Origin of the sequence: Enterococcus montenegrensis, assembly GCF_029983095.1 — a bacterium.
GTDB lineage: Bacteria > Bacillota > Bacilli > Lactobacillales > Enterococcaceae > Enterococcus_C > Enterococcus_C montenegrensis.
In genome coordinates this window covers 2,368,390-2,394,408 of record NZ_CP120467.1, presented here as the reverse complement: position 1 = coordinate 2,394,408, position 26,019 = coordinate 2,368,390, and the positions used below count along the sequence as shown (strand labels likewise).

Annotated in this window: 18 protein-coding genes; 16 read left to right on the top strand and 2 right to left on the bottom strand. The window is 36.3% G+C overall.

Annotated elements, in window-relative coordinates; all coding sequences use genetic code 11:
- Window positions 1-103 precede the first annotated feature (103 nt).
- The 13 genes from P3T75_RS11515 to P3T75_RS11455 all read left to right on the top strand — a co-directional run bounded on the left by P3T75_RS11515 (window position 104) and on the right by P3T75_RS11455 (window position 19,449).
- Window positions 104-1,237, top strand: a complete 1,134-nt coding sequence (locus P3T75_RS11515) for a cysteine desulfurase family protein (protein WP_206902242.1) — start codon at window positions 104-106, stop codon at window positions 1,235-1,237.
- A gap of 170 nt (window positions 1,238-1,407) precedes the next feature.
- Window positions 1,408-1,752, top strand: coding sequence for a DUF1831 domain-containing protein (locus tag P3T75_RS11510; RefSeq protein ID WP_206902243.1), 345 nt, complete (start codon window positions 1,408-1,410; stop codon window positions 1,750-1,752).
- Window positions 1,753-2,019: 267 nt separating this feature from the next.
- Window positions 2,020-2,871 carry an aldo/keto reductase gene (locus P3T75_RS11505; RefSeq protein ID WP_282461664.1) on the top strand — a complete coding sequence of 284 codons (852 nt, stop codon included), beginning with the start codon at window positions 2,020-2,022 and terminating at the stop codon, window positions 2,869-2,871.
- Between the two features lie 9 nt (window positions 2,872-2,880).
- Window positions 2,881-3,486, top strand: coding sequence for a metallophosphoesterase (locus tag P3T75_RS11500; RefSeq protein WP_282461663.1), 606 nt, complete (start codon window positions 2,881-2,883; stop codon window positions 3,484-3,486).
- A 318-nt stretch (window positions 3,487-3,804) separates the two neighbouring features.
- On the top strand, window positions 3,805-6,927 hold the full coding sequence (locus P3T75_RS11495) for a hypothetical protein (RefSeq protein ID WP_282461662.1): 3,123 nt from the start codon (window positions 3,805-3,807) through the stop codon (window positions 6,925-6,927).
- Window positions 6,837-7,556: a hypothetical protein gene (locus P3T75_RS11490; RefSeq protein ID WP_282461661.1), complete on the top strand. Its 720-nt coding sequence runs from the start codon at window positions 6,837-6,839 to the stop codon at window positions 7,554-7,556. The genes P3T75_RS11495 and P3T75_RS11490 overlap by 91 nt, the downstream gene beginning before the upstream one ends.
- A gap of 24 nt (window positions 7,557-7,580) precedes the next feature.
- Window positions 7,581-8,312 carry a prealbumin-like fold domain-containing protein gene (locus tag P3T75_RS11485; RefSeq protein ID WP_282461660.1) on the top strand — a complete coding sequence of 244 codons (732 nt, stop codon included), beginning with the start codon at window positions 7,581-7,583 and terminating at the stop codon, window positions 8,310-8,312.
- A gap of 233 nt (window positions 8,313-8,545) precedes the next feature.
- A complete protein-coding gene (mnmA, locus tag P3T75_RS11480) occupies window positions 8,546-9,667 on the top strand; it encodes a tRNA 2-thiouridine(34) synthase MnmA (protein WP_230710294.1) in 1,122 nt (373 codons plus the stop codon).
- A 160-nt stretch (window positions 9,668-9,827) separates the two neighbouring features.
- The gene (gene pbp4, locus P3T75_RS11475) at window positions 9,828-11,870 is read left to right on the top strand and encodes a penicillin-binding protein PBP4(5) (protein ID WP_282461659.1); all 2,043 of its coding nucleotides are present in this window, start codon (window positions 9,828-9,830) and stop codon (window positions 11,868-11,870) included.
- A gap of 459 nt (window positions 11,871-12,329) precedes the next feature.
- Window positions 12,330-12,698, top strand: coding sequence for a DUF1033 family protein (locus tag P3T75_RS11470; RefSeq protein ID WP_282461658.1), 369 nt, complete (start codon window positions 12,330-12,332; stop codon window positions 12,696-12,698).
- A 258-nt stretch (window positions 12,699-12,956) separates the two neighbouring features.
- On the top strand, window positions 12,957-15,038 hold the full coding sequence (locus P3T75_RS11465; protein WP_282461657.1) for a DNA topoisomerase 3: 2,082 nt from the start codon (window positions 12,957-12,959) through the stop codon (window positions 15,036-15,038).
- A 598-nt stretch (window positions 15,039-15,636) separates the two neighbouring features.
- Window positions 15,637-17,883 carry a glycosyltransferase family 2 protein gene (locus tag P3T75_RS11460; protein ID WP_282461656.1) on the top strand — a complete coding sequence of 749 codons (2,247 nt, stop codon included), beginning with the start codon at window positions 15,637-15,639 and terminating at the stop codon, window positions 17,881-17,883.
- A 3-nt stretch (window positions 17,884-17,886) separates the two neighbouring features.
- Window positions 17,887-19,449, top strand: a complete 1,563-nt coding sequence (locus P3T75_RS11455; RefSeq protein ID WP_282461655.1) for a chitinase — start codon at window positions 17,887-17,889, stop codon at window positions 19,447-19,449.
- Window positions 19,450-19,645: 196 nt separating this feature from the next.
- Here the strand turns inward: P3T75_RS11455 and P3T75_RS11450 are convergent, their stop codons facing one another.
- Together P3T75_RS11450 and P3T75_RS11445 are read right to left on the bottom strand one after the other, a co-directional pair.
- A complete protein-coding gene (locus P3T75_RS11450) occupies window positions 19,646-20,920 on the bottom strand; it encodes a solute carrier family 23 protein (RefSeq protein ID WP_282461654.1) in 1,275 nt (424 codons plus the stop codon).
- 343 nt (window positions 20,921-21,263) lie between these two features.
- On the bottom strand, window positions 21,264-22,022 hold the full coding sequence (locus P3T75_RS11445) for a MurR/RpiR family transcriptional regulator (protein WP_230710281.1): 759 nt from the start codon (window positions 22,020-22,022) through the stop codon (window positions 21,264-21,266).
- Between the two features lie 153 nt (window positions 22,023-22,175).
- Here P3T75_RS11445 and P3T75_RS11440 point away from each other — a divergent pair, with 153 nt between their 5' ends.
- The 3 genes from P3T75_RS11440 to P3T75_RS11430 are packed head-to-tail and all read left to right on the top strand — an operon-like array spanning window position 22,176 to window position 26,017.
- Window positions 22,176-23,510 carry a family 4 glycosyl hydrolase gene (locus P3T75_RS11440; RefSeq protein ID WP_407649802.1) on the top strand — a complete coding sequence of 445 codons (1,335 nt, stop codon included), beginning with the start codon at window positions 22,176-22,178 and terminating at the stop codon, window positions 23,508-23,510.
- Between the two features lie 19 nt (window positions 23,511-23,529).
- Window positions 23,530-25,092, top strand: a complete 1,563-nt coding sequence (locus P3T75_RS11435) for an alpha-glucoside-specific PTS transporter subunit IIBC (protein WP_173102229.1) — start codon at window positions 23,530-23,532, stop codon at window positions 25,090-25,092.
- Between the two features lie 55 nt (window positions 25,093-25,147).
- Window positions 25,148-26,017: a GRP family sugar transporter gene (locus P3T75_RS11430; protein WP_282461653.1), complete on the top strand. Its 870-nt coding sequence runs from the start codon at window positions 25,148-25,150 to the stop codon at window positions 26,015-26,017.
- The last annotated feature ends 2 nt before the right edge of the window (window positions 26,018-26,019 follow it).

The window sequence follows — 26,019 nt, the reverse complement described above, 5'->3', positions numbered from 1 at the left end:
TACAGTTTTTTTATTTGGCGAAAAAGGAAAAATGGTAATCAATTAATAAAAAATTCTTTTTATGCTAGAATGACCCTAGTATGCACAAGAAAAGGTGAAGAGAGTGAAAGAAATTTATTTGGATCATGCGGCAACAACACCGCTACACCCAGAAGTAATAAAAGCGATGACAGAAGCGATGCCAATTTTTGGGAATCCTTCTAGCGTACATGGCTTTGGTCGCAAAGCCCACGAAAAATTAGAAGCGAGTCGACAATTAATTGCCAAAAGTTTAGGGGTGAAAGCCCATGAAATTATTTTTAACAGTGGCGGTACAGAAGGAGATAACACCGCGATTATCGGCACCGCTCTTGCTCGTCAAGAATTAGGGCGACATGTGATTACCACTGCAATCGAACATCCGGCTGTTTTAGAATCGATGCACTATTTGGAAAAACAGGGCTTTGAAGTTACCTATTTACCCGTCGATGAAAAAGGCCAATTAGCAATAGAAACGCTAAAAGATGCCTTGCGTCCGGAGACAATCTTAGTATCTGTGATGGCAGCCAATAATGAAACAGGGAATTTATTACCCATCAAAGCCATCGGTGAATTGTTAAAAGATCATCCTGCAATTTTTCATACGGATGCAGTTCAAGCTTTTGGAAAAACGGCTTTAGATCCTTACGAAAATAATATTGATTTATTCAGTATTTCAGCGCATAAAATTAACGGACCCAAAGGCGTAGGCTTCTTGTTTAAAAAAGATGGCGTAAACTTACCAAGTTATCTTCATGGTGGAGAACAAGAAGAAAAGCGACGTGCCGGGACTGAAAATTTAGTGGGAATTATTGGCATGGCAAAAGCGGTAGAAATTCTAACCCCAGAAAAGCAATTGGAAAATAAAGCTCATTACGCAAAATTGGCAGAATTACTGCTAAAAAAATTAGACGAAGCAAAAATTGCTTATCATATAAATGGTGATGTGACGCATAAATTGCCTCATGTTTTAAATTTACAATTGAATGATGTGGATAACAATTTATTGTTAATGAAATTAGATTTACAAGGCCAAGCGATTTCAACAGGCTCTGCTTGTACAGCCGGCAACATTGAACCTTCTCACGTTCTAACAGCCATGTATGGCAAAGACAGTGATGCAATCCACGAATCCATTCGCGTCAGCTTTGGTTTTGGTAATACGGCAGAAGATGTCGCATATTTTGCTGAAAAACTAATTGCGGCTTGCCAAAAATAACGAAAGAGCAGTAGTCAAACACTCAGAAAACTTTTATAATTAAAGAGACAATCAGATTGTAGCGGTAATAAAGTCAGTAGTAAAAATAAGAGATGGCAAAAGTTAAGGCTAATTTTTTATGAAAGCGGCAAGTTTTATTACCAGCAATTAAAAAGCAGGGGGGAAAATAGATGGCATTTCAAAAAAAGGCAACGGTGTTAGGTGCAAACGTTATGTACCAACTAGACCCAGAGGCAAAGAAATACACATTGCGCGATAATGGTTTTAAAGAAACAAATGGGGGGAATTTTCAATTAATTCAACCACTTGAAGCAACACCTCAAAGTAAGGAAGGTTTCAAATTGAAAATCACCGTTGATGGGGAAATAGAAACTTTAAAAATGTCAATTACGACAGCTAATGGTTTAAAAGCAGTAAATATTTTTAAAGACCCACAACATAAAATGTTACAAGATAAATTTTACTTTTTAATGGATGGCTTTATTAGTCGTGGCCTCTTTGAAAAAGTTGCTTAAAAATTTGCCGCCGCCAGCTTTTGCTGGTGTTTTTTTTGTAACCAATCATAAGTTTTGTACGAAAAAATTTGTCATGTTGTTAACGTTAGCGAACAGACCGCGTGTAGCCAGCTTTTTTAGGTGGCTTGTTTCACAAACTAGCTTTTTTGGCATTAAGTAAAAATTTCAAGAAATTTGGGAAATTTATATTTGCTAATAGTAATTTTTTTACCCAATCATAAAGCTGGTTTATACTTGAAGTAAGAAAAGCGAGATGGAGGTAGACAAATGGAAATTGCTGGCGAAAAGATTTACCCGATTGGTTTAGGAACGTGGCATATGGGAGACGACTTAGTAAAAAGAACAGCAGAATTAGCAGCTTTGCAAACGGGTCTCAAACAAGCAAGTTCGACGGTAAAAATCGCAATTGATACAGCCGAAATGTATGGAGATGGCAATTCAGAAGAGTTAGTAGGGAAAGCGCTACAGTCTGTCTCGCGGGAAAACGTGTATCTAATTTCAAAAGTTTACCCTTGGAATGCTACAAAAGAAAAATTGCCTCAAAGTTTAGCTGCTAGTTTGAAGCGATTAAAGACGGATTATCTTGACTTGTATTTATTACATTGGCCAGGAGAAGTGCCCTTAGCTGAAACAGTCACTGCATTAGAGGATGCTAAAAAAAGTGGTTTGATTAAAAATTGGGGCGTTTCAAATTTTGATCTATCCGATATGCAAGAACTGTGGCAACTACCAGCTGGCAAAAACTGTGCTGCCAATGAAGTCTTATATAATTTAGGTAGCCGCGGCATTGAATTTGATCTACTTCCTTGGCTGAATAAGCAACAAGTGCCACTAATTGCGTATTCTCCAATTGCACAAGGGGATAGTTTAGGTAATCAATTTTTGCAAGATGGTGGACTACAAGAAATTGCTGCTCGTCATGGGGTTTCTATTTTTCAATTGCTTTTAGCTTGGGCAATTCGGGATGAAAAGACATTGGCAATTCCACAATCGAGCAACAAAGATCATGTCTTAACAAACTTAGCTGCAGCAAAAATCCAGTTAACCAAAAAAGAGTGGCAAAAAATTGCAGCACGTTATCTTGCTCCAACCAAAAAGCAGCCATTGGCAGTATTGTAGGTGAGCGAAATGAAATTTTTTACATCCGATACCCATTATTTCCATCAAGATTTACTAGGGGACAATGATTTTGCACCGCGCCCATTTGAAAATCTGCAAACAATGCATGAATTAATGATAAAAAACTGGAATGCTGTTGTAAAAGAAGGCGATACTGTATACCATTTAGGGGATGTCGCAATGCATCCTGCTTATGAGGCAGGCTACCCGGAGATTTTAGCTTTACTGATGCGTTTGAATGGGCAGATAATTTTTATTAAAGGAAATCACGATCATCGCACGTTTTTCAAATTTTTAGAAAAAAATAATAGAACCTTATCAAATGGTCAGCCAAAATTTCAGTTTGCAGATGTGGGGATCATTATCAAATTTAATCACCATCAGTATTATTTGACGCATTATCCCATGTTGTTGGGGGTCACCAAAAACATTCGTAATTTGCATGGACATGTGCATCATTATAGTGTACCGATTAAAGAAAATATCAATGTCGGCGTCGATGCACCAGAAATTGATTTCTTACCAGAAAAATTGCCCTTTGGAACTCCCATCTCAGAAAATCAAATTGATCTGATTGCAGCCAAGAAAGAAGCAGAATTGGCTAAACTTCGTTAATAAAATAACCTTAAAATATTTTTTTAAAAGTTGGATCTTCAAAAAGAAACAAAAGGAATTTTCCTTTTGTTTCTTTTTTTATTCTGAAAATTATTTCTTAAATAAATTTTTTTATTTCTAATTTGAAATTTTGTGAGAATAGCAAGCGTTTACCGTCTTTTTGTCTTGCCGTTAAAAATTGCGCCGGAAAGCATAATTGTTATATAATTATAAAAAGATTAGAAAACAAAAAGAATTGTGAGGTTAAATATGAAGATAAAAAATAAGAAAATAATTTTTATGGTGTGCATCTGTCTACTTTTTCCTTTTTTAGAAGCTATGAGCGGGAGTCTGTTTACGTGGCGTCCCAAAGCAAGCAGTGATAAAAATTATTTGGTCAATAACGATTTTTTGAAGATCGACCACAAAGTAGAAATACAAGGTAACGATCATTTATTATGGACATTTCATTATGTTAAAAACACCGGTGTAACCGCAACACAGCTTGCGATAAAAATTAGTGATGACAAAATTGTTCAGCCGCTTTCTGGAAATGACTTTTTTACAGAAACAAATTGGCTAAAGGAAAAAAGTGAGTCAGACAAGACTAGTGGCACAACAAAAAGTGAAGGGGAATTTACATTTACCACAACAAAAGACGTCCGTCCGACGATTCATTTTGACTTGTTGCAAGAAGAAACAACACCCAATTATGCTTTATCAGCAACAGAGAAAACGCATACATTAACTAACCCCCATCAAAAAGAAAATGATGAAGATAAAAAACACGCCGTTGATCAGACAGCAACTGAAAAAACCCCACCCGTTGTAAAGCAAAAAGTAGTGACACCAATTACGATTAAAATGCCAACAGATCTATCAGGGTGGCCGATTGATAAGGTTAGCTTTGAAACAAAGCAAGGTAATGGCGACTGGCAAAGTGTAGATGAAACACAGCCACCATTTATTTTTTCAGACACATCGATTCGCCTGCAGTATCACTTTAATTTGGATCAGTTTTTTCAGACACCAGCAGGAGCAAAAGTCAAAGCAGAAATTGATGCAGATGAAAATAGAGAACGAAATTTTGAGTTTAGTTTTGAAATTTCTGGGGATATCCATTTGGAAAGTGATATAAAAGAAATGCTGACAATTAATGGTGAAAAAAGAGGAGAATTCACCATTAAAAAAAATGGGGGCAAAGACGGTAAAAATCATTTATGGACGGTTACATTTAATAATGAAAATTGGAGTAAAGAGAATGTTCAAGGTGAAATGAACTTAACTTCTACAGTGATCATAGAAGAAGTGACAGAAAGCATTGATGTAATGCTTGATAAAGATGCTGAAATTAAAGAAACGATTCAAATTCAACCGGTAAAAAATGAGTACAGCCTGCAAAAAGGTGTAAGTAAAGCGCCCACTAAGGTTACTTTAGCTAAAGAAGATTATCATCTCTTGGAGTGGGAAATCACCGTTACACCTGGTCGGGATAAAAAAGATCCAAGTAAATTTGTTCCAATTAAAGACTTGCGCATTGCCGATGAAGATATCACAACACTTTATCCAGAGAGTGGCGCCAAGGCCGGGTTTTACTTGCCGCCGACAGATTTGGCAGCAAAGATTAGCGAATTGGCAGATTTTCAATTGTTTAAAATTACAATGGAAGTTGACGGCAAGGCCAAAGAATTACTAGCAGGAAAAGATTATAAAATTACGTATGACAAAAATAATGATAGTAAATTTTCCTTGCTGTTTTACCATTGGAATGACGGAATTGATACCCAGATAACAGGGCCGGTAAAAATTCAATACACCACGATTTTAAAAGACAATCATCCCAGTGAGATTAGCAACAGGGTTCAAAGTAACATCGCCGGCAGTAGTAAGTTAGAGGCAATAGCCAAAACGGAATACTACTATGATCATTTGCAAAAGTCAGCTGTCAGTAAGGGCAACGGTATTATTGAATGGACAGTCATTTATCATCGGGACAAAAATGAGAAAATTGACTTTATTGATGAATTAAACGATGGTCAAATCGATTTTAAGACACTTAAAGTTTTTGCCGAATTAAAAAAAGGGCAACAAGTATTTCCTAATATCGCCACTACACCAGAACAATACCACGATTTAATTACGCTTAAAGACACAAAAGAAAGTCAGTTTACATTATCCTTCAGTGAAAAAATACCAAAGGGGCGCTATATCGTCACCTATCAAAGTAAGCATGAGGATACTAAAGGCCAGACTTTAGTGGAAAATAAAATCAGCGGCGGCGACTTAACGGCAGCTTCTAGTACGTTTACTTCGTTAGCAGTTGAAAAACAAGTAATCAGACAAACGCTCTTTGACGAAAGTGTTGATAGTAACTTTAGCGATAAAACGATTTTATGGTCAGCTTCGGTTGTGACAATACCAGGTGCAGGTGAGATTTTAATTAACGATGCCGCATTACGGTTAAAAGAAGGCGTCTTTTATAAAAATGGTCTCGCTTATTATTGGAATAAAGATAGCACGCTGGCAAAAGAGGCAGTTCTTGTAACTGGAAAAAAATTTAATGAAGGAATTAATCAATCCTATTTAAAGGAAAAAGGCATAATTGTTGCTTATCAAGACGAAAATGGGGAATTTCGTGAAATTCCCACAGTAGATATCATGCTTACGATTGATAACGGCAAGTTAACTACAACAGCAGGGACAATAATAGCTGACCCTGATGCTGGAATTGCATTGCAATCTGATACATTGAAAACAGGGGAGAAAGCAGCTGGATTTCAGTTGAAGATTAATGAAAAACATGCTGGTAAAAAAATCTGGTTAGCGATTGCGACAAAATATGGCAATACACCAGAACTTGTACCGCAAGTGCCGATTAGTAATTATTTGTTTAATACAATCGAAGCACTACAAGGCACATATCAAGGTCATGCCCAGGCGAATACGGGGTGGACGAACAATGTCCAAGTTGCTGATGCATTGAAAAAAAGAGGAACGCTTGATATAAAAAATTCTTCTGTCACCTGGGAAATATTAGCAAACACAAGAGGATACGCCATCAAAGCTGGAGATGAAATTGTCGACCATATGAATGTTTGGAAATTTGATGATAACACCACGAGCTTCATTCAGCGTATGACATTACAAGATTTGCAAGAAATCGTTGTTTATCAGTTGGAAACAAAAGATGATAAAGAAAAAAATTCGACTACAGATTGGTATCACGACTACAAAAAAGTGAAATTAGAAATCAATGCAGATTATGAAATAATCCCGCTAAAAAATGACGGCAAGCAGTGGTCTGAAATACCAGTTTTAGAACAAACAAAAGATACCTTAGCCAGGGCTTTACCATCCGGTTTAAAAAAGATATGGGATATGCCGCTTTTAAAGTCAGTTTTGCAACGCAACTTGATAAAGCGATTATGGCCGCTGAAAAAGGCAATAAAAATCAAATCTTAAATACAACCGCGCTGGTAACGAATAGTGGCACGACAAAAAGTGCCGCTAGTGTATCGTATACAAAAGTGGCAAGTGGGGTTTATAAAACAGCTTCAGATTTTGATGTAGAGACCATGGAGATCCCTTGGACAGCTATCGTTAATCCTGAAGGTGCTCGGTTGCATAACTTAGTGATTGAAGATACTTCATCAGACCAAGATATAATTCCGGGTAAAATTAAATTGTATTATGCCAATTTAGAAACAATAAAAGAAGGAACGAATACTTGGAAACCACAAATAGACAAAGACGGTGAAGTAGAAACTGAGGCTTATCAACTTGAATGGGAAAATGGCGGCTTCAAAATTTCCTTTGCCAAAGATTTCGTGGTGAGTACACCTTTAATTATTGAGTACAGCGGTAAACCGAAAAAAGCCGAGCAAAGTTATATTGAAAATCACATCAAAATTAAGTGGGGTGAAAAATCAACAAACACGCATACTGAAAAAATTGAGATCAGAAATGTCAGTGCTTCTGGTACCATTAGTGGAAATGCTAGAATGTTGACAATAAAAAAACATTCCAAAGATGAAGAGGCCTTGGCGGGTGCGAAATTCATTTTAGAAAAAAAGAACGGAGACACCTGGTAAGAAATTAACGTCAAGCAAGCTGAAGTGTCAACTTCCAACAGTGGACTACTATCTTTTACCGGACTTAGATCAGGTGATTATCGCATTAAAGAAGTCCAAGCACCAAAAGGGTACCAACTATTTTCACAATATGCTTATTTCACCTTAGACAAAGAGCAGCCAGTTATTACCGATGAAGCCGGGGATGTAACAGCTACATTGACGGAGCATTATCATTTTGCTGCCTCAGCGGATAACTTGAACTTGACTTTAAATGTAGCCAACGATGAACGTCCGCCCTTTGATTTTGAAGCTAAAAAAATACTTCAAGGTGCAACGGGAAAAGCGACTTTTGATTTTAACATTGAAACAGTAGCAGATGCTACGATTGTAGCCTATGGTTGTGGGGAAATTGAAGCAGGAAAGACAAAAGGTGAGATAAAATTTTACACCACCGCTAAAAAAGAAGTATTAATAAAAGATTGGCGCCAATATTTAACAACAGGTGTAAAATATCGTTTAGTCGAGGTCAATAAACCAAAAGAATTTTCGGTTAAATATTACAATGAAACCAATCAAACAGAGTCCAATGAATTTGTAATCGATGAGAAAACGCAGGTGATAGCATTTACGGTCACAAATTCACGCCCAGAAGGTTTTATGCCTGCAACAGGGGGAAGTGGCACGCAGATCTTTTTAATTATGGCGGCTGCTCTAAGTAGTATTGCAGGGCTAACAGGTCTTTATTACTGGTGGCGCAATCGCAAAATGAACTAAAAATAATGCCAAATATGAAGCTGTTTTTAACGGATAAGTTTTCCTTTTAAACATAAAGGTTCATATTTGGCATTTTTTTTGCTATATTAATTAACCTGCCTTTAAAGAAAATCCTAATTTAAAAACAAGTACATGAAATTATTAGCCATCTGTTGTATAATGACAAATACTGAAAAGTTGCGACCTTCAAATCGTTAAATTTTCGGAATTAACAATGAAATGATGGTGATTACATGACAGACAACAGCAACACACGCGTTGTCGTGGGCATGAGTGGCGGAGTGGACTCTTCTGTAACCGCACTTTTGCTAAAAGAACAAGGATACGATGTCGTAGGTATCTTCATGAAAAATTGGGATGATACAGATGAAAACGGCGTCTGTACTGCAACTGAAGATTATAAAGATGTTGCGCAAGTAGCCGCTCAAATCGGGATTCCTTATTATTCAGTCAATTTTGAAAAAGAATACTGGGACCGCGTTTTTGAATATTTCTTAGCAGAATATCGTGCTGGCCGTACGCCAAATCCTGATGTTATGTGTAACAAGGAAATTAAATTCAAAGCCTTTTTAGACTATGCATTAGAATTAGGTGCCGATTATGTGGCCACTGGACACTATGCGCGCGTTACAAAAGATGAAAATGGCGTCGTTCACATGTTACGGGGTGTGGATAATAATAAAGATCAAACTTATTTCTTAAGTCAATTATCTCAAGAACAGTTGGCTAAAACACTGTTTCCACTAGGTGGCATGGAAAAATCAGAAGTTCGTGCCATTGCTGAGCGGGCAGGTTTAGCAACTGCGAAGAAGAAAGATTCTACAGGGGTTTGTTTTATTGGCGAAAAGAATTTCAAGCAGTTTTTAAGTAACTATTTGCCTGCGAAAAAAGGAAAGATGGTCACCCTTGATGGACAAGTCAAAGGTGAGCACGATGGGTTAATGTATTATACAATCGGTCAACGCCAAGGACTAGGGATTGGCGGCGGCAGTGGTTCAAATGATCCGTGGTTTGTGGTCGGAAAAGATTTGGCGACCAATACGCTTTATGTTGGACAAGGCTTTCATCATGAAGCATTGTATGCAGATCGTTTGGATGCAAGTACAATTCATTTCACCACCAATGAAAAGATGCCACAAGAATTCAAATGTACGGCTAAATTCCGTTATCGTCAGGCTGATGTTCCTGTGACTGTCCGCTTGTTAGCTAATGACCAAGCTGAAGTCATTTTTGATGCACCTGTACGGGCAATTACACCCGGACAAGCAGTAGTTTTTTATGATGGGGATAAATGTCTTGGCGGCGGATTAATTGACCGTGCCTATAAAGAAGAAAAAGTTTTACAATATGTCTAAAAATTGAGATGTGCCTTCGGGTGCATCTTTTTATTATGTTTAAAATAAAACAAATATAGTTCTAGAAATTCGTTAACTTTTATTAAAAATGCGTGCATTAAATTAATATACGCCAGGATATAAGGTAAAATAAAATAACTATTTTATTAGGAGCATAAAAATGACAGAACATTTAAGAAGTCAAAAGAATCAAAAAAAGAAGGCGTTTAAGCCGATTTTTATTATCGTTCCAATTATTTTATTGCTAGTAGCAGGAGCGGGATTTATTATTCATGTTACAGCAGAAAAAAAACAGCAACAAAGATTAGCTCTCGTGGAAGATTTCACCCGCTATTTGGCGCAAGGAAAATACGAAAGTCTGCCTAAAACATTGTTAGCAGATACTGCGCAAAGAAATGGCTACAGCAACAAAGAAATTATCGAAAAATATCAAAATATTTTTACTGCAATCGATGCAAAAAATATCAAAATGACTAATTTGAAAATAACAGAACAAAAAGATAACAAATATCAAGTGACCTATGAATTGTCGCTTGCAACAGCTATGGGTCAGTTGAAAAATTTAAAGTACCAAACGTATTTGGCTTATGAAAAAGAGCAGCCTAAATTGGAATGGGGTCCAAATCTGATTTTTCCTCAAATGAGTGGCAAAGATAAAGTAAGTCTAACAGTAGATGAACCTGTGCGCGGGGAAATTTTAGATCGAAACAATCAGCCTCTAGCAGAAAATGGACAACTGCAACAATTAGGCGTAGTACCGCAAAAACTAGGTGAAGGCACTGAAAAAGAAAAGAATATTAAGAAAATCGCCACAGATTACAATTTAACTGAAAAACAAATTACGCAAGCTTTAGAACAAAGCTGGGTAAAGCCAGATTATTTTGTACCATTAAAAATTGTGGATGAAGCAAAAGGTTTGCCCACAGGTGCAAGTATTAAAGAAATTACGGGGCGAAAATATCCTTTAGGAGCAGCGGCAGCACATTTAGTGGGATACTTAGGTAAAATTACGGCTGAAGATTTGAAAAAACATCCGGAATTAACGAGTGAAGGACAAATTGGGCGCGCGGGCTTAGAAGCAGCTTATGATGAAACGCTGCGGGGAAAAGCAGGAGGAAAATTAGCGATTACTGATGAAAAAGGGAACGAAAAAACTGTTTTACTAGAAAATACCAAGCAAGATGGCAAAACAGTGCAGTTAACTATCGACAGTACGCTACAGGAATTAGCTTATCACGCATTGGCTGAAAAATCTGGTGCGACTGTTGTCAGTGCACCAAAAACTGGCGATTTACTAGCTTTAGTTAGCAGCCCAAGCTATGACCCTAATAAGATGACGAATGGGATTTCCCAAAAAGATTATGATGCTTATGAAAAAGATGAAAAGAAACCATTCTTAAATCGTTTGGTAACAGGTTATGCACCAGGTTCAACCTTTAAAACAATTACAGCAGCGATTGGATTAGATAATGGTAGTCTAAATCCTAACGAAAAATTAGCGATTAATGGTTTGAAGTGGCAACAAGATTCCTCTTGGGGAGATTACTATGTCACGCGGGTAGCTGATGTAGCCAGCGTGGACTTAAAAGACGCGTTGGTTTATTCCGATAATATTTACATGGCGCAAGAAACATTGAAAATGGGTGAAAAAGCTTTTCGAAGTGGCTTAGACAAATTTATTTTTGGTGAAAAAATGGATCTGCCACTGGCGATGAATCCCGCTCAAATTAGCAACGAAAAAAGTTTTGATTCCAAAATTTTGTTAGCCGATACCGGTTATGGGCAAGGGCAACTGCTAATTAATCCCATCCAACAAGCTACCATGTATTCTGTTTTTGCTAACGAAGGGACGCTGGTTTATCCCAAGCTTGTAACAGATGCGAAAGTAAAAGAAAAAACCGCAGTTGTAAAATCTTCCAGTGTAGAGAAAGTCAATGAAGACTTAAAGGCTGTTGTAAGTGATCCCAATGGTACGGCTCATAGTTTAAGCAGTCTAGGCTTTACACTTTTTGCTAAAACAGGTACTGCCGAAATTAAAGAAAAACAAGATGAACGGGGCCAAGAAAATAGCTTTTTACTTGCCTATGAAGGAAAAAATAGTGGCTATCTCTTTATCAGTATGTTAGAAAATCGTCAAGATAATGAATCGGCCACCCAATTAGCGCCAAATGTTTTACAATATTTACATGATCATTATGAATAAAATTTTGAAATATCTGAAATAAATGGCGTCTTCTGATACCTGTGGATCAGAAGATGCCTGATATTCAGGTATTTTTTTGTTTTTAACTCTCTTTTTTATCTATTGAAAAAAATAATGAGAAATATAAAAAAAGTGTTTTGTTTCACGAAAACTATTCTATACTTAATTTAAAACAGAGCAGTAATAAAAAATACAGATTTTATAACTTTAAAAATAAATTAGGCAACTAAGCATCCGCTTGAAAAACAATCGTCTAGGATGCTTAAAAAAATAAGCATCCTAAGCAAAAACTTTTGCCTATTTTTGTCAAAATTTTTTTCTTAAAAGAATAAAATTCACAAACTTAATCAAATTAAATAAAAATAATTATAGTTATTTAAGTTTGGTGCGAATTTCTTGTCATCCACACGTTTCGTGAGTATGATTAATGCAAATGGGGAATAAAAGGAGCAATAAACTATGTACCAGGTTGTTATAATGTATGGGGATAATGAGCCGTGGTGGTTTTTTGAAGATTGGCAAGCTGATGTAACAGAAGAGTATACCTTTAACGATTTAACAGCGGCAGAACAATTTTACGAAAATAAGTGGCTTGAGTTGAGCCCGTGTTTTTCAAATTTGAAATCACGTCCGAATTACCAAGCTGCTTTTTGGAATGAAAGCGATGAACGTTGGTGTGAAGAATGTGATGATTACTTGCAGCAGTATACCGGCTTAGCTTTATTGAAAGACTACAACGCTGTAGTTGAAAAAAGTTCCAATCGTTTGTGTCAAACCATCAACGGTGAAGGTAAATTACGAGTTTGTAAACGTAAAGTTGCCAACTAATCATTATTTGTAAGCTTGAACTGGCTGTGGTGGCTGGTTTAAGCTTTTTTATTGTCGAAAGTCTCATAATTAAAAAAACTAAAGACTAGCTTAAATAGAGTTTGTAAGATTGTTTAATAGCAGTTTAGCTTTTTTAAGGGAGCTGTTATAATGAAAGGCACGTAATTTATCAAAATTGCGTTTGAAAAATTGAATTATTTTACATCATAAACAAGATGTTTAAAAAAGATTGCAATTAATTTTCTTAAAGGAGCCAGTATGGGGAAAAAATTAGTACTAACTGAAAAACCAAGTGTGGCCAAAGACTTTGCTAAAGTATTAGGAGCCAAGCCACAGGGAAAAGATTATTTTGAAAATGAACAATACGTCATCACTTGGGCCTATGGTCATTTATTAACATTAAAATTACCAGAAGATATTAAACAAGAGTGGAAAACTTGGAATATGGAAACCTTGCCTATGATTCCAAAACACATCGGCATTAAGCCACTTCCTAAAACAAATCGTCAATTAAAATTAATCGCAAATTTAGCCAAACGAAAAGATATTATCGGTGGGGTTATCGCCACAGATGGTGGACGTGAAGGTGAAGCTGTGGGGCGCTATATTTTTGAATGGATTCGTTTTACTAAACCATTAGAACGCCTATGGATTTCTTCTCAGACAACCAAAGCTGTTAAAACGGGTTTTAACCAATTAAAACCGGCAAAACAATACGATAATTTATACCAATCTGCTGTTGCCAGAGGAAAAGCTGACTGGCTGGTAGGCTTAAATGTTACCCGTGCTTTAACTGTCAAATATCACGACAGTCTAAGTGCCGGAAGAGTACAGACGCCGACACTTGCGCTAGTGGCAAAAGCGCAAGAAAAATCCGAAAAATTTATCCCACAAACTTATTACACGGTGGATCTGATTTATGGCAATGAAAAAGGGCGCCTGCAATTGAAAAATCCACAACAATTTCAAAACCGGAATGAAGCAGAAGCTGTTGTGGCGAATTGGCAAAACCAAATTGGTAAAGTAACAGATGTCACGACTAAAGAAAAAAGACAGTCTGCTCCATTGCCTTATGATTTAACGGAATTACAACGAGTAGCAAATAGCCTGTATCAATACTCAGCGAAAAAGACATTATCATTAGTCCAAAGCTTGTATGAAACCCATAAAGTAGTCAGCTACCCTCGGACGGATTCGAAATATTTACCACAAGATGTGGCGGCAACATTAAAAGAAAGACTTCAAGCACTAGCAAATGTGGATGCGCGGGCAAAAGAATATTTAAAAAATGGTGCCCAAGTAAAACAAAAAGCTGTTTTCAATGATAGCAAAGTAACAGACCACTATGCTTTAATTCCGACTGAAGAACGGCCCCGCTTTGAAAAGATGTCTACAGACGAAAGCCGGATTTATCACCTTATTATAGAACGCTTCTTAGGCTTATTTGCAGAACAATATGTTACCGTTAATGTAAAGGCAGTTGTCCAATTTCCTGAGGGTGAATTTATTTTCCGACAAGAAAAAGTTTTACAAAGTGGTTGGCAAAAAGCTAATGAAAAAGTAGCTGAAAAAACTGACTGGCAACAGGTTAAAAGTGTCAAAGGGCAATTTGCGATCAATAAAGAACTGACGACACCGCCCAAACTTGCAACTGAGGGCAGTTTATTACAACAAATGGAAAAATATGCGTTAGGAACACCAGCTACTCGAGCAGAGATTATTGAAAAATTATTAAAATCAGAACTAATGGAACGTCGTGGCAATGCTTTAGCTGTTACACCCAAAGGGCGCCAACTGTTGAGCCTAGTCAATACTTCCTTGGTTAGTCCAGATTTAACGGCAAAATGGGAGAAAAGCTTAGAAAATATTGCACAAGGACGAGAATCTGCGACCGCCTTTTTAAAAGGGATTGAAAAAGATACGGCCCGTTTGGTTAGTGAAATTAAAAATTCCAAGGAGACCTATAAAGATTATTCCTTAACAACGAAAATTTGCCCAGAATGTGGCTCTCAGTTAAAGGAACGAAATACCAAAGATGGAAAAATTTATCTTTGTTCCAATAGCGAGTGTAGCTATCGTCGGCGAAAAGAACCCAAAATTTCCAATCATCGTTGTCCGCAATGTCATAAAAAAATGGAAATTTTAGAAGGCAAAAATGGTGCCTTCTTTAAATGTAAATATTGTGGGATCACAGAAAAAATTCCTGATAAAAAAGCCCGCAATAAAAAGATGACCAAACACGAAGAACGAAAATTAGTGAAGAAATACAGTCAACAAGAAGAAGCTGCAGAAAGTCCATTGGCTTTAGCCTTGAAGGCAGCACTAAAACAAGAAGACTGATCCTTTTAAAATTTTGAATCAACAACAGTAAAATAAAGTCTTTTAAAGAGCACAGCCAACTAGGTGTGCTCTTTTTTTAGTAAAATGGTTGCATCTTCACGCTGTAATAAAATCAAAGTAAAATTTTATTTGTCAAAATAAGTCATATTTAATATATTTTATTTGTTATTTTGATTTTCTAATTTTTCCGGCTGGTATATGAAAAAAATCTTCTTTTTTTTGCTGATAACAAAACCTAATGAGCTAATTTTTGTAAAAATACATATGTTATAGAACTTATCACGAGTATTTTTTTATAATAAGACAACGAAAAACTGCGCCAATTTATTTTGTCAGCAAAAAAAGAATCGTGATAAATACGCGTTTTTTCTAAAGTGTTTAGCAAGTAAAGTTGAGATAATCTTAGAGATAAAATTCATTTTTCACAATTATTTCGCCATTTTATTATAACTGTTATATAAAAAACTTTGTGTTAAACTGCACAAGTGACTTTATGCTCGCAATTTTCTGACAATTACAAAGTTAGATAATGACGAGTGTAGTAGCATCGCATTGGGATTTTAAGGGGAATAATTATAGGGGAGATGAAAACAAGAAGATGAAGCGCCAATTTAACACAGAAAAAAATATGCAACCATTACCACAGCAGCACGAGAAAGCTTCCGTTGTCAAAGTGACATTAAATCGAATCTACATTATTTTGACAATGGTATTTTGGGCAGTGTACGTAGCATCGACAATTTATTACCAAATTACCAAGGGTAATGGCAGTTTTCAAAAAGCGGTGGAAGCAGCACTTTATATTATTATCGTAACCACGCTTTGCTTTTCGGCAATGATTTATTTATTTTCGCGCCAAGGGGCGTTACTACGCTTTAAAGCGCATAAACGCATTCCCCGTGAAATGTTGGACAGCTACTTTGCCAAAAATCAATCAGATATTACCGTTTTGGTTCCTTCTTATGATGAAGAAGTTACCGTCATTCGACAAACGCTATTATCCGCTGCTTTGCAAGAGTACCCTAAAGTATTGGTTCGACTATTAATCGATGATAAACCAAATCCGAGTACACCAGAAGCGGCAGCTAAACTACAACAGACAAAGCAATTGGCACGCGACATTAATCAGCTGTTGGCAAAACCGCATCAACGTTTTAAAAAGGCTCTGGAGCAATTTAAAGCTAGACAACAGCCCAATTTTGTTAAAAATCAGGAACTGTTAAAAGTCGTTGCCGAATATCATTTTGCTGTCAAATGGTTACAAAATTTTGCTGCCAGCGAACCGCATGAAGATCACGTGGATGATTTTTTTGTGAATCATGTCATTTTAGACTTAGCAGAAGAATTAGCAATTACTGCAAAGGCAGTTGAAAAAGTTGTAGAAGAAAAGAGTCAGTTACCTGTTGAACGAGTTGAACAATTATACTTCCGCTTAACTTGGATTTTTGGTGCAGAGGTGGACTACTTCCAACGTAAAGAATATATTTCTTTATCCCACGAGGCCAATAAGGCAATGAATTTGAATTCTTATATCGACTTAATGGGTAAAAATTATCAAGTCAAAAAGACTGAAGTCGGAAAAGTCTTATTGCCAGTGGCACCAGCACAAAAAGCCGATTTAGTAGTACCAGATAGTGAGTTTTTACTAACCTTAGATGCAGACTCACTTTTATTAAGAGAATATTGTCTGCGCCTAGTTTATTTATTGAATCAACCTGGAAACGAAAAAATCGCGGTAACGCAAACACCCTATTCTTCTTTTCGCGGTTGTCCTTCACGAATTGAACGAATTGCCGGTGCGACGACAGACATTCAACATATTTTGCACCAAGGAACAACCCATTATGGGGCGACTTTTTGGGTAGGGGCGAATGCAGTTATCCGCAAGTGTGGCTTAGAAGATATTGCCGAAACAGAAATCGTGCAAGGATTTCCAGTCCGACGGTTTATTCAAGATAGAACCGTTATTGAAGATACAGAGTCTAGTGTTGACTTAGAAAAACATGGCTGGGAATTGTATAACTATCCGGAGCGTTTAAGTTATAGTGCTACGCCGCCGGATTTTGGTTCTTTAATTATTCAACGGCGACGCTGGGCGAATGGTGGTTTATTAATTTTACCCAAATTATTTGCCACAATAAAAGAACGGCGCCAACAAGGAAATCCACTTAAAATGATGGAAATTTTCATGCGCTTAAATTATATGGCTTCAATTGCTTGGGCAAGTTTTGGCCTAATCTTCCTTTTAGCCTATCCCTTTGATGATAATTTATTAAGTGTTTATATTATTTGTGCAGCAGCGCCGTATTTTATCGCAATGGCGAGTGATTTACATTACTGTCGGTATAAACGCTTGGATATTTTACGAATTTATGGTTTTAATTTAATTTTGTTAGCTGTTAATTTAGCTGGCGTAGTGAAATCCATTCAACAATATCTAACCGGCGAAAAAATTCCTTTTGCACGAACACCAAAAGTAAATGACCGCACAGCTTCGCCAACGCTTTATTTATTAGCGCCGCTTGTAATTATTACTTTTTCAGCTTTTATTTGCTGGCGTTCTTATACGGCCGGAAATTTTCCAAACGCAATCTTTGCCGGTTTCAATGCCTTTACGGCAAGTTGGGCAGCCTTAGCTTATATTGGAATTAAAAATACCATTGTGGATTTTGTTTGCAATTTTATCAACTGGCTTTTTGTTGATGTCAAAACAAAAGATGCAAGTGAGGATCGCAAAAAAGAAGAATTAAATTGGCGCTCTGTTTTATATTATGGCGATGATTCAGAACAAGTACCATTATCTGTTGCCCTAGGCCAAAGTGTGACCCCACAGGAGGAAAAATAAGTGATGAGCAATGATAAGAAAAATAAAAGCCGACGCCTTTCGCTTTTTCGGTGTCTCGTTGTGTTAGTAATTATCGGTGGGGCGGTCACTTTATTTTTGAATGGCGACAAATTAGTAGCGACAGGAACAAAGAAAAAAGAGGTAAAACAGCAAACTACTGCACCTTGGTTTGCGTCTTATGTAGATACGACGTTAACGCCGCAATACGCATTTGAACAATACGCTGATAATGTGGTCTTATCTTTTGTAGTGGCCCAAAAAAATGGACAAAAACCAAGTTGGGGGGCAGCATATTCTTTAGATGAAGCCAGTAATGATTTAGATTTGGATCGTAGAATTGCACGTCTCCGTCAAAAAGGCAGCGAGATCATTGTCTCGTTTGGTGGCTTATTAAATGATGAATTAGCATTGGCCTACCAAAAGCCAGCAGAACTTGCTAAAGCCTATAAAAGTGTCATCGACCGTTATGAATTAAATACCATTGATTTAGATTTAGAAAACAAAGGACTTACGGATAAAGAAGCAGGAAAACGCCGAGGAGAGGCGTTAGCGCAGTTGCAAGCCGAACAAAAAAAGGAAAATAAAAAATTAGCGATTTGGCTGACCTTACCAGCAACACCAAAAGGGTTAACCAAAGATGGAACAGATGCAGTGGCGACATTATTAACAGCTGGTGTTGACTTAGCGGGTGTCAATATTATGACTATGAATTATGGGGATAGTCGCGATAAAAAATTGTCCATGGCAGAAAATTCAATTAATGCGTTAAAACAAACGCATCGTCAATTAAAAATCTTGTATCAAGAACAAGATATTAATTTGACCAATGAAACATTATGGACCAAGCTAGGTGCAACACCAATGATTGGGCAAAATGATGTTCTTTCTGAAGTTTTCACTTTGCAAGACGCGCGCAAGTTAAATACATTTGCCAAAAAGAAAAATTTAGGTCGCGTTTCGATGTGGTCAGCCAATCGTGACCGCAAATCGCGAGAAAGTAATATTAACACGCAAGTAGTTTCCAATCACGCCACTGGAGTAAAGCAAGAAGAAGGCGAATTTGCCAACCTACTAAAAGAAGGATTGACTGGAAGTATCAAAGCAGATGCAAAACGAGAAACGGTATCTGAATTAAGTGAAGAAGAGTTGCAAAAAGCCGATGATCCAGCAACTTCACCTTATGAAATTTGGCAAGAAGCAGGGGTATATTTGGCAGGAACTAAAGTTGTTTGGAAACACAATGTCTATCGGGCAAAGTGGTGGACAAAAGGCGAGGCACCAGATAGTCCAGTTTTACAATCAAGTGAAATTCCATGGGAATTAGTCGGACCAGTTTTACCTGGGGAAAAACCATTACCCAAAGTCCAATTACCAGCCGATGCCTATCTCCAGTGGAATAGCGAAGTCGTTTATCATAGCGGTGATCGGGTTATGTTTGAAGGCGTTGGTTACGAAGCGAAATGGTGGAATCAAGGTGAAAATCCAGAAAAATCTGGGGCAAATTCTGACGAGGCGCCATGGCAAGCGTTAACACAGGCTGAAATAAAAGAATTTTTGAAAAAATAAAAAAGAAAGCGTAACAGAAACGTTTTGTTTCAAAAAAAACGCAGTCTTATTTTGAGGAAAAGTCGTATATAAAAAAAGTACCGTGGCAAGATTTTTGCCCTGGTACTTTTTTTTTATTGCTTAAAAGCTAAGGGTGTCCACGAAGCTTTTTATCTTATTACTAAAGAGCCGATTAAGTTCATGGCGCCTTTCTTATTTAACGGTCTGGCAAAACTAGATTTAAGAAAATCCCGATTAACGTCGATAACGCCATAGCCGATAATGTGAAGGTACCAGCTTCAAAAACTAGACCACCAATCCCAATTACAAGAATACTTGAAGTAATCAATAAGTTTTTCTTTTTATCAAAGTTGGTATTATTCTCAACTAAAATTTTTAGTCCGCTAGCCGCGATAACTCCAAATAAAACAAAGCTGATACCAGAAATAACTGGGCCAGGAATACTTAAAATTAATGCACTTAATTTTCCTACGAAGCCTAAAACGATAGCTAAAACAGCGGCACCGCCAATTACAAAAACGCTGTGAACACGAGTAATAGCAAGTACACCGATGTTTTCGCCATAACTTGTAACCGGTGGTCCACCTACAAATCCGGCTACGATTTGTGCCAAACCATCTCCCATTAGTGTACGATCCATCCCGGGATTTTTAAAGAAATTACGTTTGGTTAATTTGTTTAAAACCATCAAATGTCCGATATGTTCAGTCATTGTTACAAAAGCAATTGGAGCCATAGTTGTGATGGCATTTAGATAAAGTTTAGGTTGATATTGTACAAACATGACTTCAAAGGCTGGTAATTGGAACCAAGGAGCGTCAATAACAGGTTGGAAGTCAACGATACCAGCAACCAATGCAATTAAGTAGCCAGAAATAATACCTAATAAAATCGGAATCAAACCTAGAAATCCTGTTAAAAACATATTGAAGACGATCGTTACAGCAAGCGTCAACAATGCAACTGCGACATATTTGAAATCATATGCTCCACTGGCGTTGTACATGGCGTTGTTGGCGGCGTTGCTAGCTAGGCCAATACCTATAACCATAATGACTGGTCCGACAACAATTGGTGGTAAAACTTTATCTAACCAATTGGTACCGATTTTTTTGATGATAAATGAAACGATGAGATAAACCATACCTGTAGTCAATGCACCTTGAGCAATAGCAGGATAGCCGTCTGTTTTCATTAACATTTGCATTGCCGCAATAAAAGCAAAACTACTGCCGAGATAGGCTGGAATTTTTCCTTTCGTAACAGTCAAGTAGACAAGTGTGCCAAGTCCTGAACTCACTAAAGCGATACTTGGATTAATCCCAACTAAGATAGGTACTAAAACTGTTGCGCCAAACATAGTAAATAAGTGCTGCAAACTTAGGCCAAACCAATGTAATGGCGCTGGTCGATCGTGGATGTCTAAGACGACATCATCATTGTGAAAGTGAATATCATTTTTTTCTTCCATGAGAATCCTCCTAAAAAATTGGTACAAAAAAATCCTACCCTTTTAGGCAGGAGGATCGTCAATGGCTACAATGGGGATAAACTTCCCCAATTGATTTGCAACGGACCCTTCTTAGCCTCTCTGGACTATGTTAAAGGATGACTTGAAAAAAATTAACAGCCGCAGCTATTAAAATAATTTTTCAGAGGTGAATTTTTTTGCTGTTAAAAATATACACTACAAAAAGGCAGATAGCAAGGAGAATTCCTCAAAAACTGTTAAGTACATATTAGAATAAATTAAAAAATACTGCTAAATTTAGGAACAAAATAATTGTCATTTTTTTGAATAGTGAAAACAAGAATCAAGAGTGCAAAAAATTATCATAGTAATTTCTAAAAAGTGCATCTAATACTATATGCAGTGTTGTAAACATATTGTATTCAGCATTAGGATTGTTATTTAGTCTTGGAAGTTCAGAAGTCTGATAATAAAGGTTATTGACAGTTAGACTAGATAAATGATTTTTAGTTAGTGGTGTAATGGAAATTATTTCTGTTCCTTTTAATAGGATTAAACGTGAAATTTCAGTTACTTCGGTATTTTCACCACTAAAAGAGACAACTATAACGAGGTCGTTTGGTGTCACTTCTTCAGCAATCCAACGAAACTCAGTTATTGAAGGGACAGAAATTAGAAATACTCCTATAGTCATAAAATTTCTAACTAATAATTCAGTCGCATTTCTTTCACCCCAATCTGTGCCAAAAACAAATATCTTAGTTGCTTTTGCAATTAACTCGCTCATAGGTATCAAATTTGTTTCTGATATTAAGCTAATTGTCTTATTTACATCATTTTGTAGTAAATCCCAACTTTCCATACTGATTTTTTCTTGTCGTTCAAGCTCTGACTTTAGAAAAAACTTCAATTCGTTAAATCCAGAAAATCCCAATTTTTTTGATAATCTGGTCACGCTAGCTGGACTAGTAAAGGTTACTTCTGCTAAATCTGCAGTTTGCATGGAAATCACCTTACTTTTAGCGGATAGGATATATTCAATTAGACTGTATTCAGTATTCGAAAAAGTTTTAATTTTATTGATTCTTTCTTCTAATCTCATCTTTGACCTCATGATATTAATTGTGAAATGGATTTCGCATTATGAAATAGAAATCATAAAATGCAAACAAAACCGCTTTCATTGAAATGGGTATTTTTTCTTTTCTATTTAATTATAATGTGAGTATAACATAAAGAAAGTCGAGTGATAGTTATGAAAATGAATAATTTGAAAGTTGTAATCGCAGGTGGTGGGAGTACGTACACACCTGGAATTGTTCAAGCAATGATTAATAGTAGAGATAAATTTAATTTTACATCGATTTCATTATACGATATTGATGAAATGCGTAATGATGATATGTATCAGATCATTGACTATATGTTAAAAAAAGAAGGCCTTGAAAAAGAAGTCGCCTTATCTCAGACCACAGACCCTAAGTTAGCTTTTCTAAAATCTGACTTTATTTTTTCTCAAATACGTGTAGGCGGTATGGAAATGAGAGAAATCGACGAAAAAATTCCACTTAGCCATGGTTTGGTTGGGCAGGAAACGTGTGGACTCGGTGGTTTTTCCTATGGATTACGCTCGATTAAAGGATTGTTGGAAATTGTGTCCTATGTGGATCAATATGCTCCCGATGCTTGGTTATTGAACTATACAAATCCGGAAACATTAGTTTCAGAAGCAGTTCGTAGAGCATTTCCACATGTAAAAATGTTGAATGCGTGTGATATGACAATTTCGATTGAGGAAACAGTTGCAATTAATTATGGTTATGACCGTAAAAATTGGATTCCGACATATTATGGATTAAACCATTTTGGATGGTATACATCAATTTATGATAAATCTTTAGATCGTGACGTTATGCCAGAAATTATTGAAAAATTGAATGCAGATGGATTACAAGTTGCTGATTTTAATTCAGGTGATAAGACGTGGCAAGAAGCGTGGGATATGCTGTGTGTTATGACAAAAAATTTTCCGGACTTTCTACCAAATAATTACTTAGAGTATTATCTATATTCAAATGAAGTTGTAGAAAAATCCAATCCCAAATATACCCGTGCAAATATGGTTATGGATGGTCGAGAAAAGCGTACCAAAGAAATGTCAAGAAAAATTAGAGAAAAAGTAGATGGAGATATTTTAGATTTTAATTTTGGTGAACATGGCCAATATATTGTTGATATGGCTGTATCAATATTGAATGATAAGCATGATCGATTTATGCTTATTGTTCCCAATATGGGGGCTATTCCCAATTTGCGTAGTGATGCAATGGTGGAAATTCCTGCTTATGTTGGTAGAACGGGTGCTGAACCAATCTCTTTAAGATTTGAGATTAATGACTTTCATAAAGGTTTAATGGAGGCACAAAATGCAGCTGAAAAACTATTAGTTGATGCGTATTTTGAAAACTCTTATCAAAAAGCTTTACAAGCTTTTACTTTGAATCAAACTGTACCATCTGCAAAAGTTGCAAAAGTTGTCTTAGATGAATTAATTGAAGCAAATGGAGATTTTTGGCCGGAGTTAAATTGAAAATAGGAGGATTTCTACTATGATGGCAAAAGTTCAGCGTTTTGGGGGCGCAATGTTTACACCAGTATTATTCTTTGTTTATTCAGGGATAGTTGTTGCAATTGCTTCTGTTGTTAATAATCCAGATATTGTTGGAACAATAGCATCTGATGGGACTATGTGGAATAAAATTTGGCAAATAATTGAATCAGGTGGCTGGACAGTTTTTAATAACATGGAAATTCTGTTTGCGATAGGGTTGCCGTTAGGGTTAGCAAATAAAGCTAAGTCAAGAGCTGCGTTAGAATCATTTGTTTTGTATATGAGTTTTAATGTCTTTGTCTCAAAAATTTTGGAACTATTTGGTTCAAACTTTGGTGTAGATTTTTCTCAAGAAGCAGGAAATGGATTGAAGATGATAGGTGGTGTCAAAACGCTCGATACAGGTGTATTAGGTGCGATTGTAATTGCTGCTATTGCAATTTATCTTCACAATAAATTTTTTGATACTAAATTACCTGAATTTTTGGGTATTTTTCAAGGATCAGCACTTGTTGCTATGATTGGTTTTTGGGTAATGTTAGCTGTGGGATTTTTATTTGCTTGGATTTGGCCTATGTTCCAACATGGTGTGCAGTCTTTACAAGGATTTATGGTAAGGTCAGGAAATTTTGGTGTATTTACTTATATTTTCTTGGAGAAAGCTTTATTACCAACTGGATTACATCACTTTATCTATGCGCCTTTTCAATATGGTCCGGCTGTTGTGGAGGGGGGAACAACTTTGTATTGGATGGAGCATATGAAAGAATTTGCTTCATCAACACAAAGCTTGAAGTCGTTATTTCCTGAAGGTGGTTTTAGTTTGCAAGGCCTATCTAATCTTTTCGGGATTCCAGGTATTGCATTAGCCTTTTATGTAACTGCTAAGAAAGAAAATAAGAAAAAGGTATTAGCTTTAATCGTTCCAGGTGTATTGACTGCGGTCTTATGTGGTATTACAGAACCATTTGATTATACATTTCTATTCGTAGCACCCGCTCTATTTTTTATTCATGCATTACTTGCTGCGATTTTGGCAACAACAGAGTATGCCTTTGGTGTAGTTGGTGATATGGGCGGTGGATTAATTGAATTGATAACAAAAAATTGGATTCCCATGTGGGCTAATCATTGGCAGACATACTTACTTCAAGTCGGTATCGGCTTAGTATTTATCATTATATATTTCTTTGTTTTTAGAACTTTGATTTTACGATTTGACTTTAAAACACCGGGTAGAACCAGTGATGAAGTAGAATTATTTACAAAAAAAGATTTCAAAGAAAAACAGTTAGGTGGAGAATCTACGTTATATTCTGATCAGGCAATTGGTTTTTTAAACGCTTTTGGAGGAGCAGAGAATATTGACTCAGTTGCTAATTGTGCGACAAGATTGCGAATTTCGGTAGTAGATGAACGAAAAGTAAAAGATGACAATGCGTTTAAACAATTTGGAGCCCATGGAGTTGTTCGCAACAAAAATGCTTTTCAGGTTATTGTTGGATTATCAGTGCCACAAGTTAGAGAAGCTTTTGAAGCCTATATGAAGTCAAAAAGTTAACAAAACAGCTCACTTCTGAAAAGAAGTGAGCTGTTTTTAGGAAGGAATCAGGATTATGCAAATTTTTATGATGTTTCTTCCCGCATTGGGATGGGGAATAATGCCAATTTTAGCAAAAAAAATAGGTGGTAAACCAGAAGATCAATTATTAGGAACAACTTTAGCAGCTTTGGTATTCTCATTTATGTTTAGCAGCTGTTCTAATACAAATATTAACTTTAATTCATTGATATTTATAGTAGGCTTCTTGTCGGGGGCTTTTTGGTCAATTGGTCAGTTACTGCAATTTATTGCTCTAAAAGGAGAGTCTGTCTCTCAAGTAATGCCATTATCAAATGGTACACAGATAATTTTTGTAACACTGAGTGGTGGAATATTACTTAACGAGTGGCACTCATTAATAAGTTTTATAGTTAGTATTGTTGGAATTGTATCTATTTTAGTAGGAATAAAATTATTTCCAGCAACAAGAGAAGGTCCAAATAAAACGGAAAATTCAAAAATAGCTCCTTTGAAAGTAATGATAATAATTCTGATTTCATCATTTTCTTTGTGTTTATATATCATTTTCCCGAAACTTTTCCAAATAAAAAATGAAAGTCTAATTTTACCTCAAGCTATTGGGATGTTTGTTACAACGCTGGTCATTAGTAATCTACGCAAGGTTAAGTACAATAAAAAGTTAGTTTCTAAAAACATTTTGACAGGAGTGGCTTGGTCAATTGCTAATTTTAGCCTCTTTCGTTTAAGCGAAAGTGTTTCGATATCATTTGCATTTTTATTATCTCAATTAGCGGTATTCATTTCTGTAATTCTAAATAGTATTATTGCATATACGAATGGAGAACGAAGTGATAATAAAAAGATAGTATTTGGAATGATATTTTTTCTTTTTGGAATTCTCTTTTTTTCAATCTCCAAATAAAT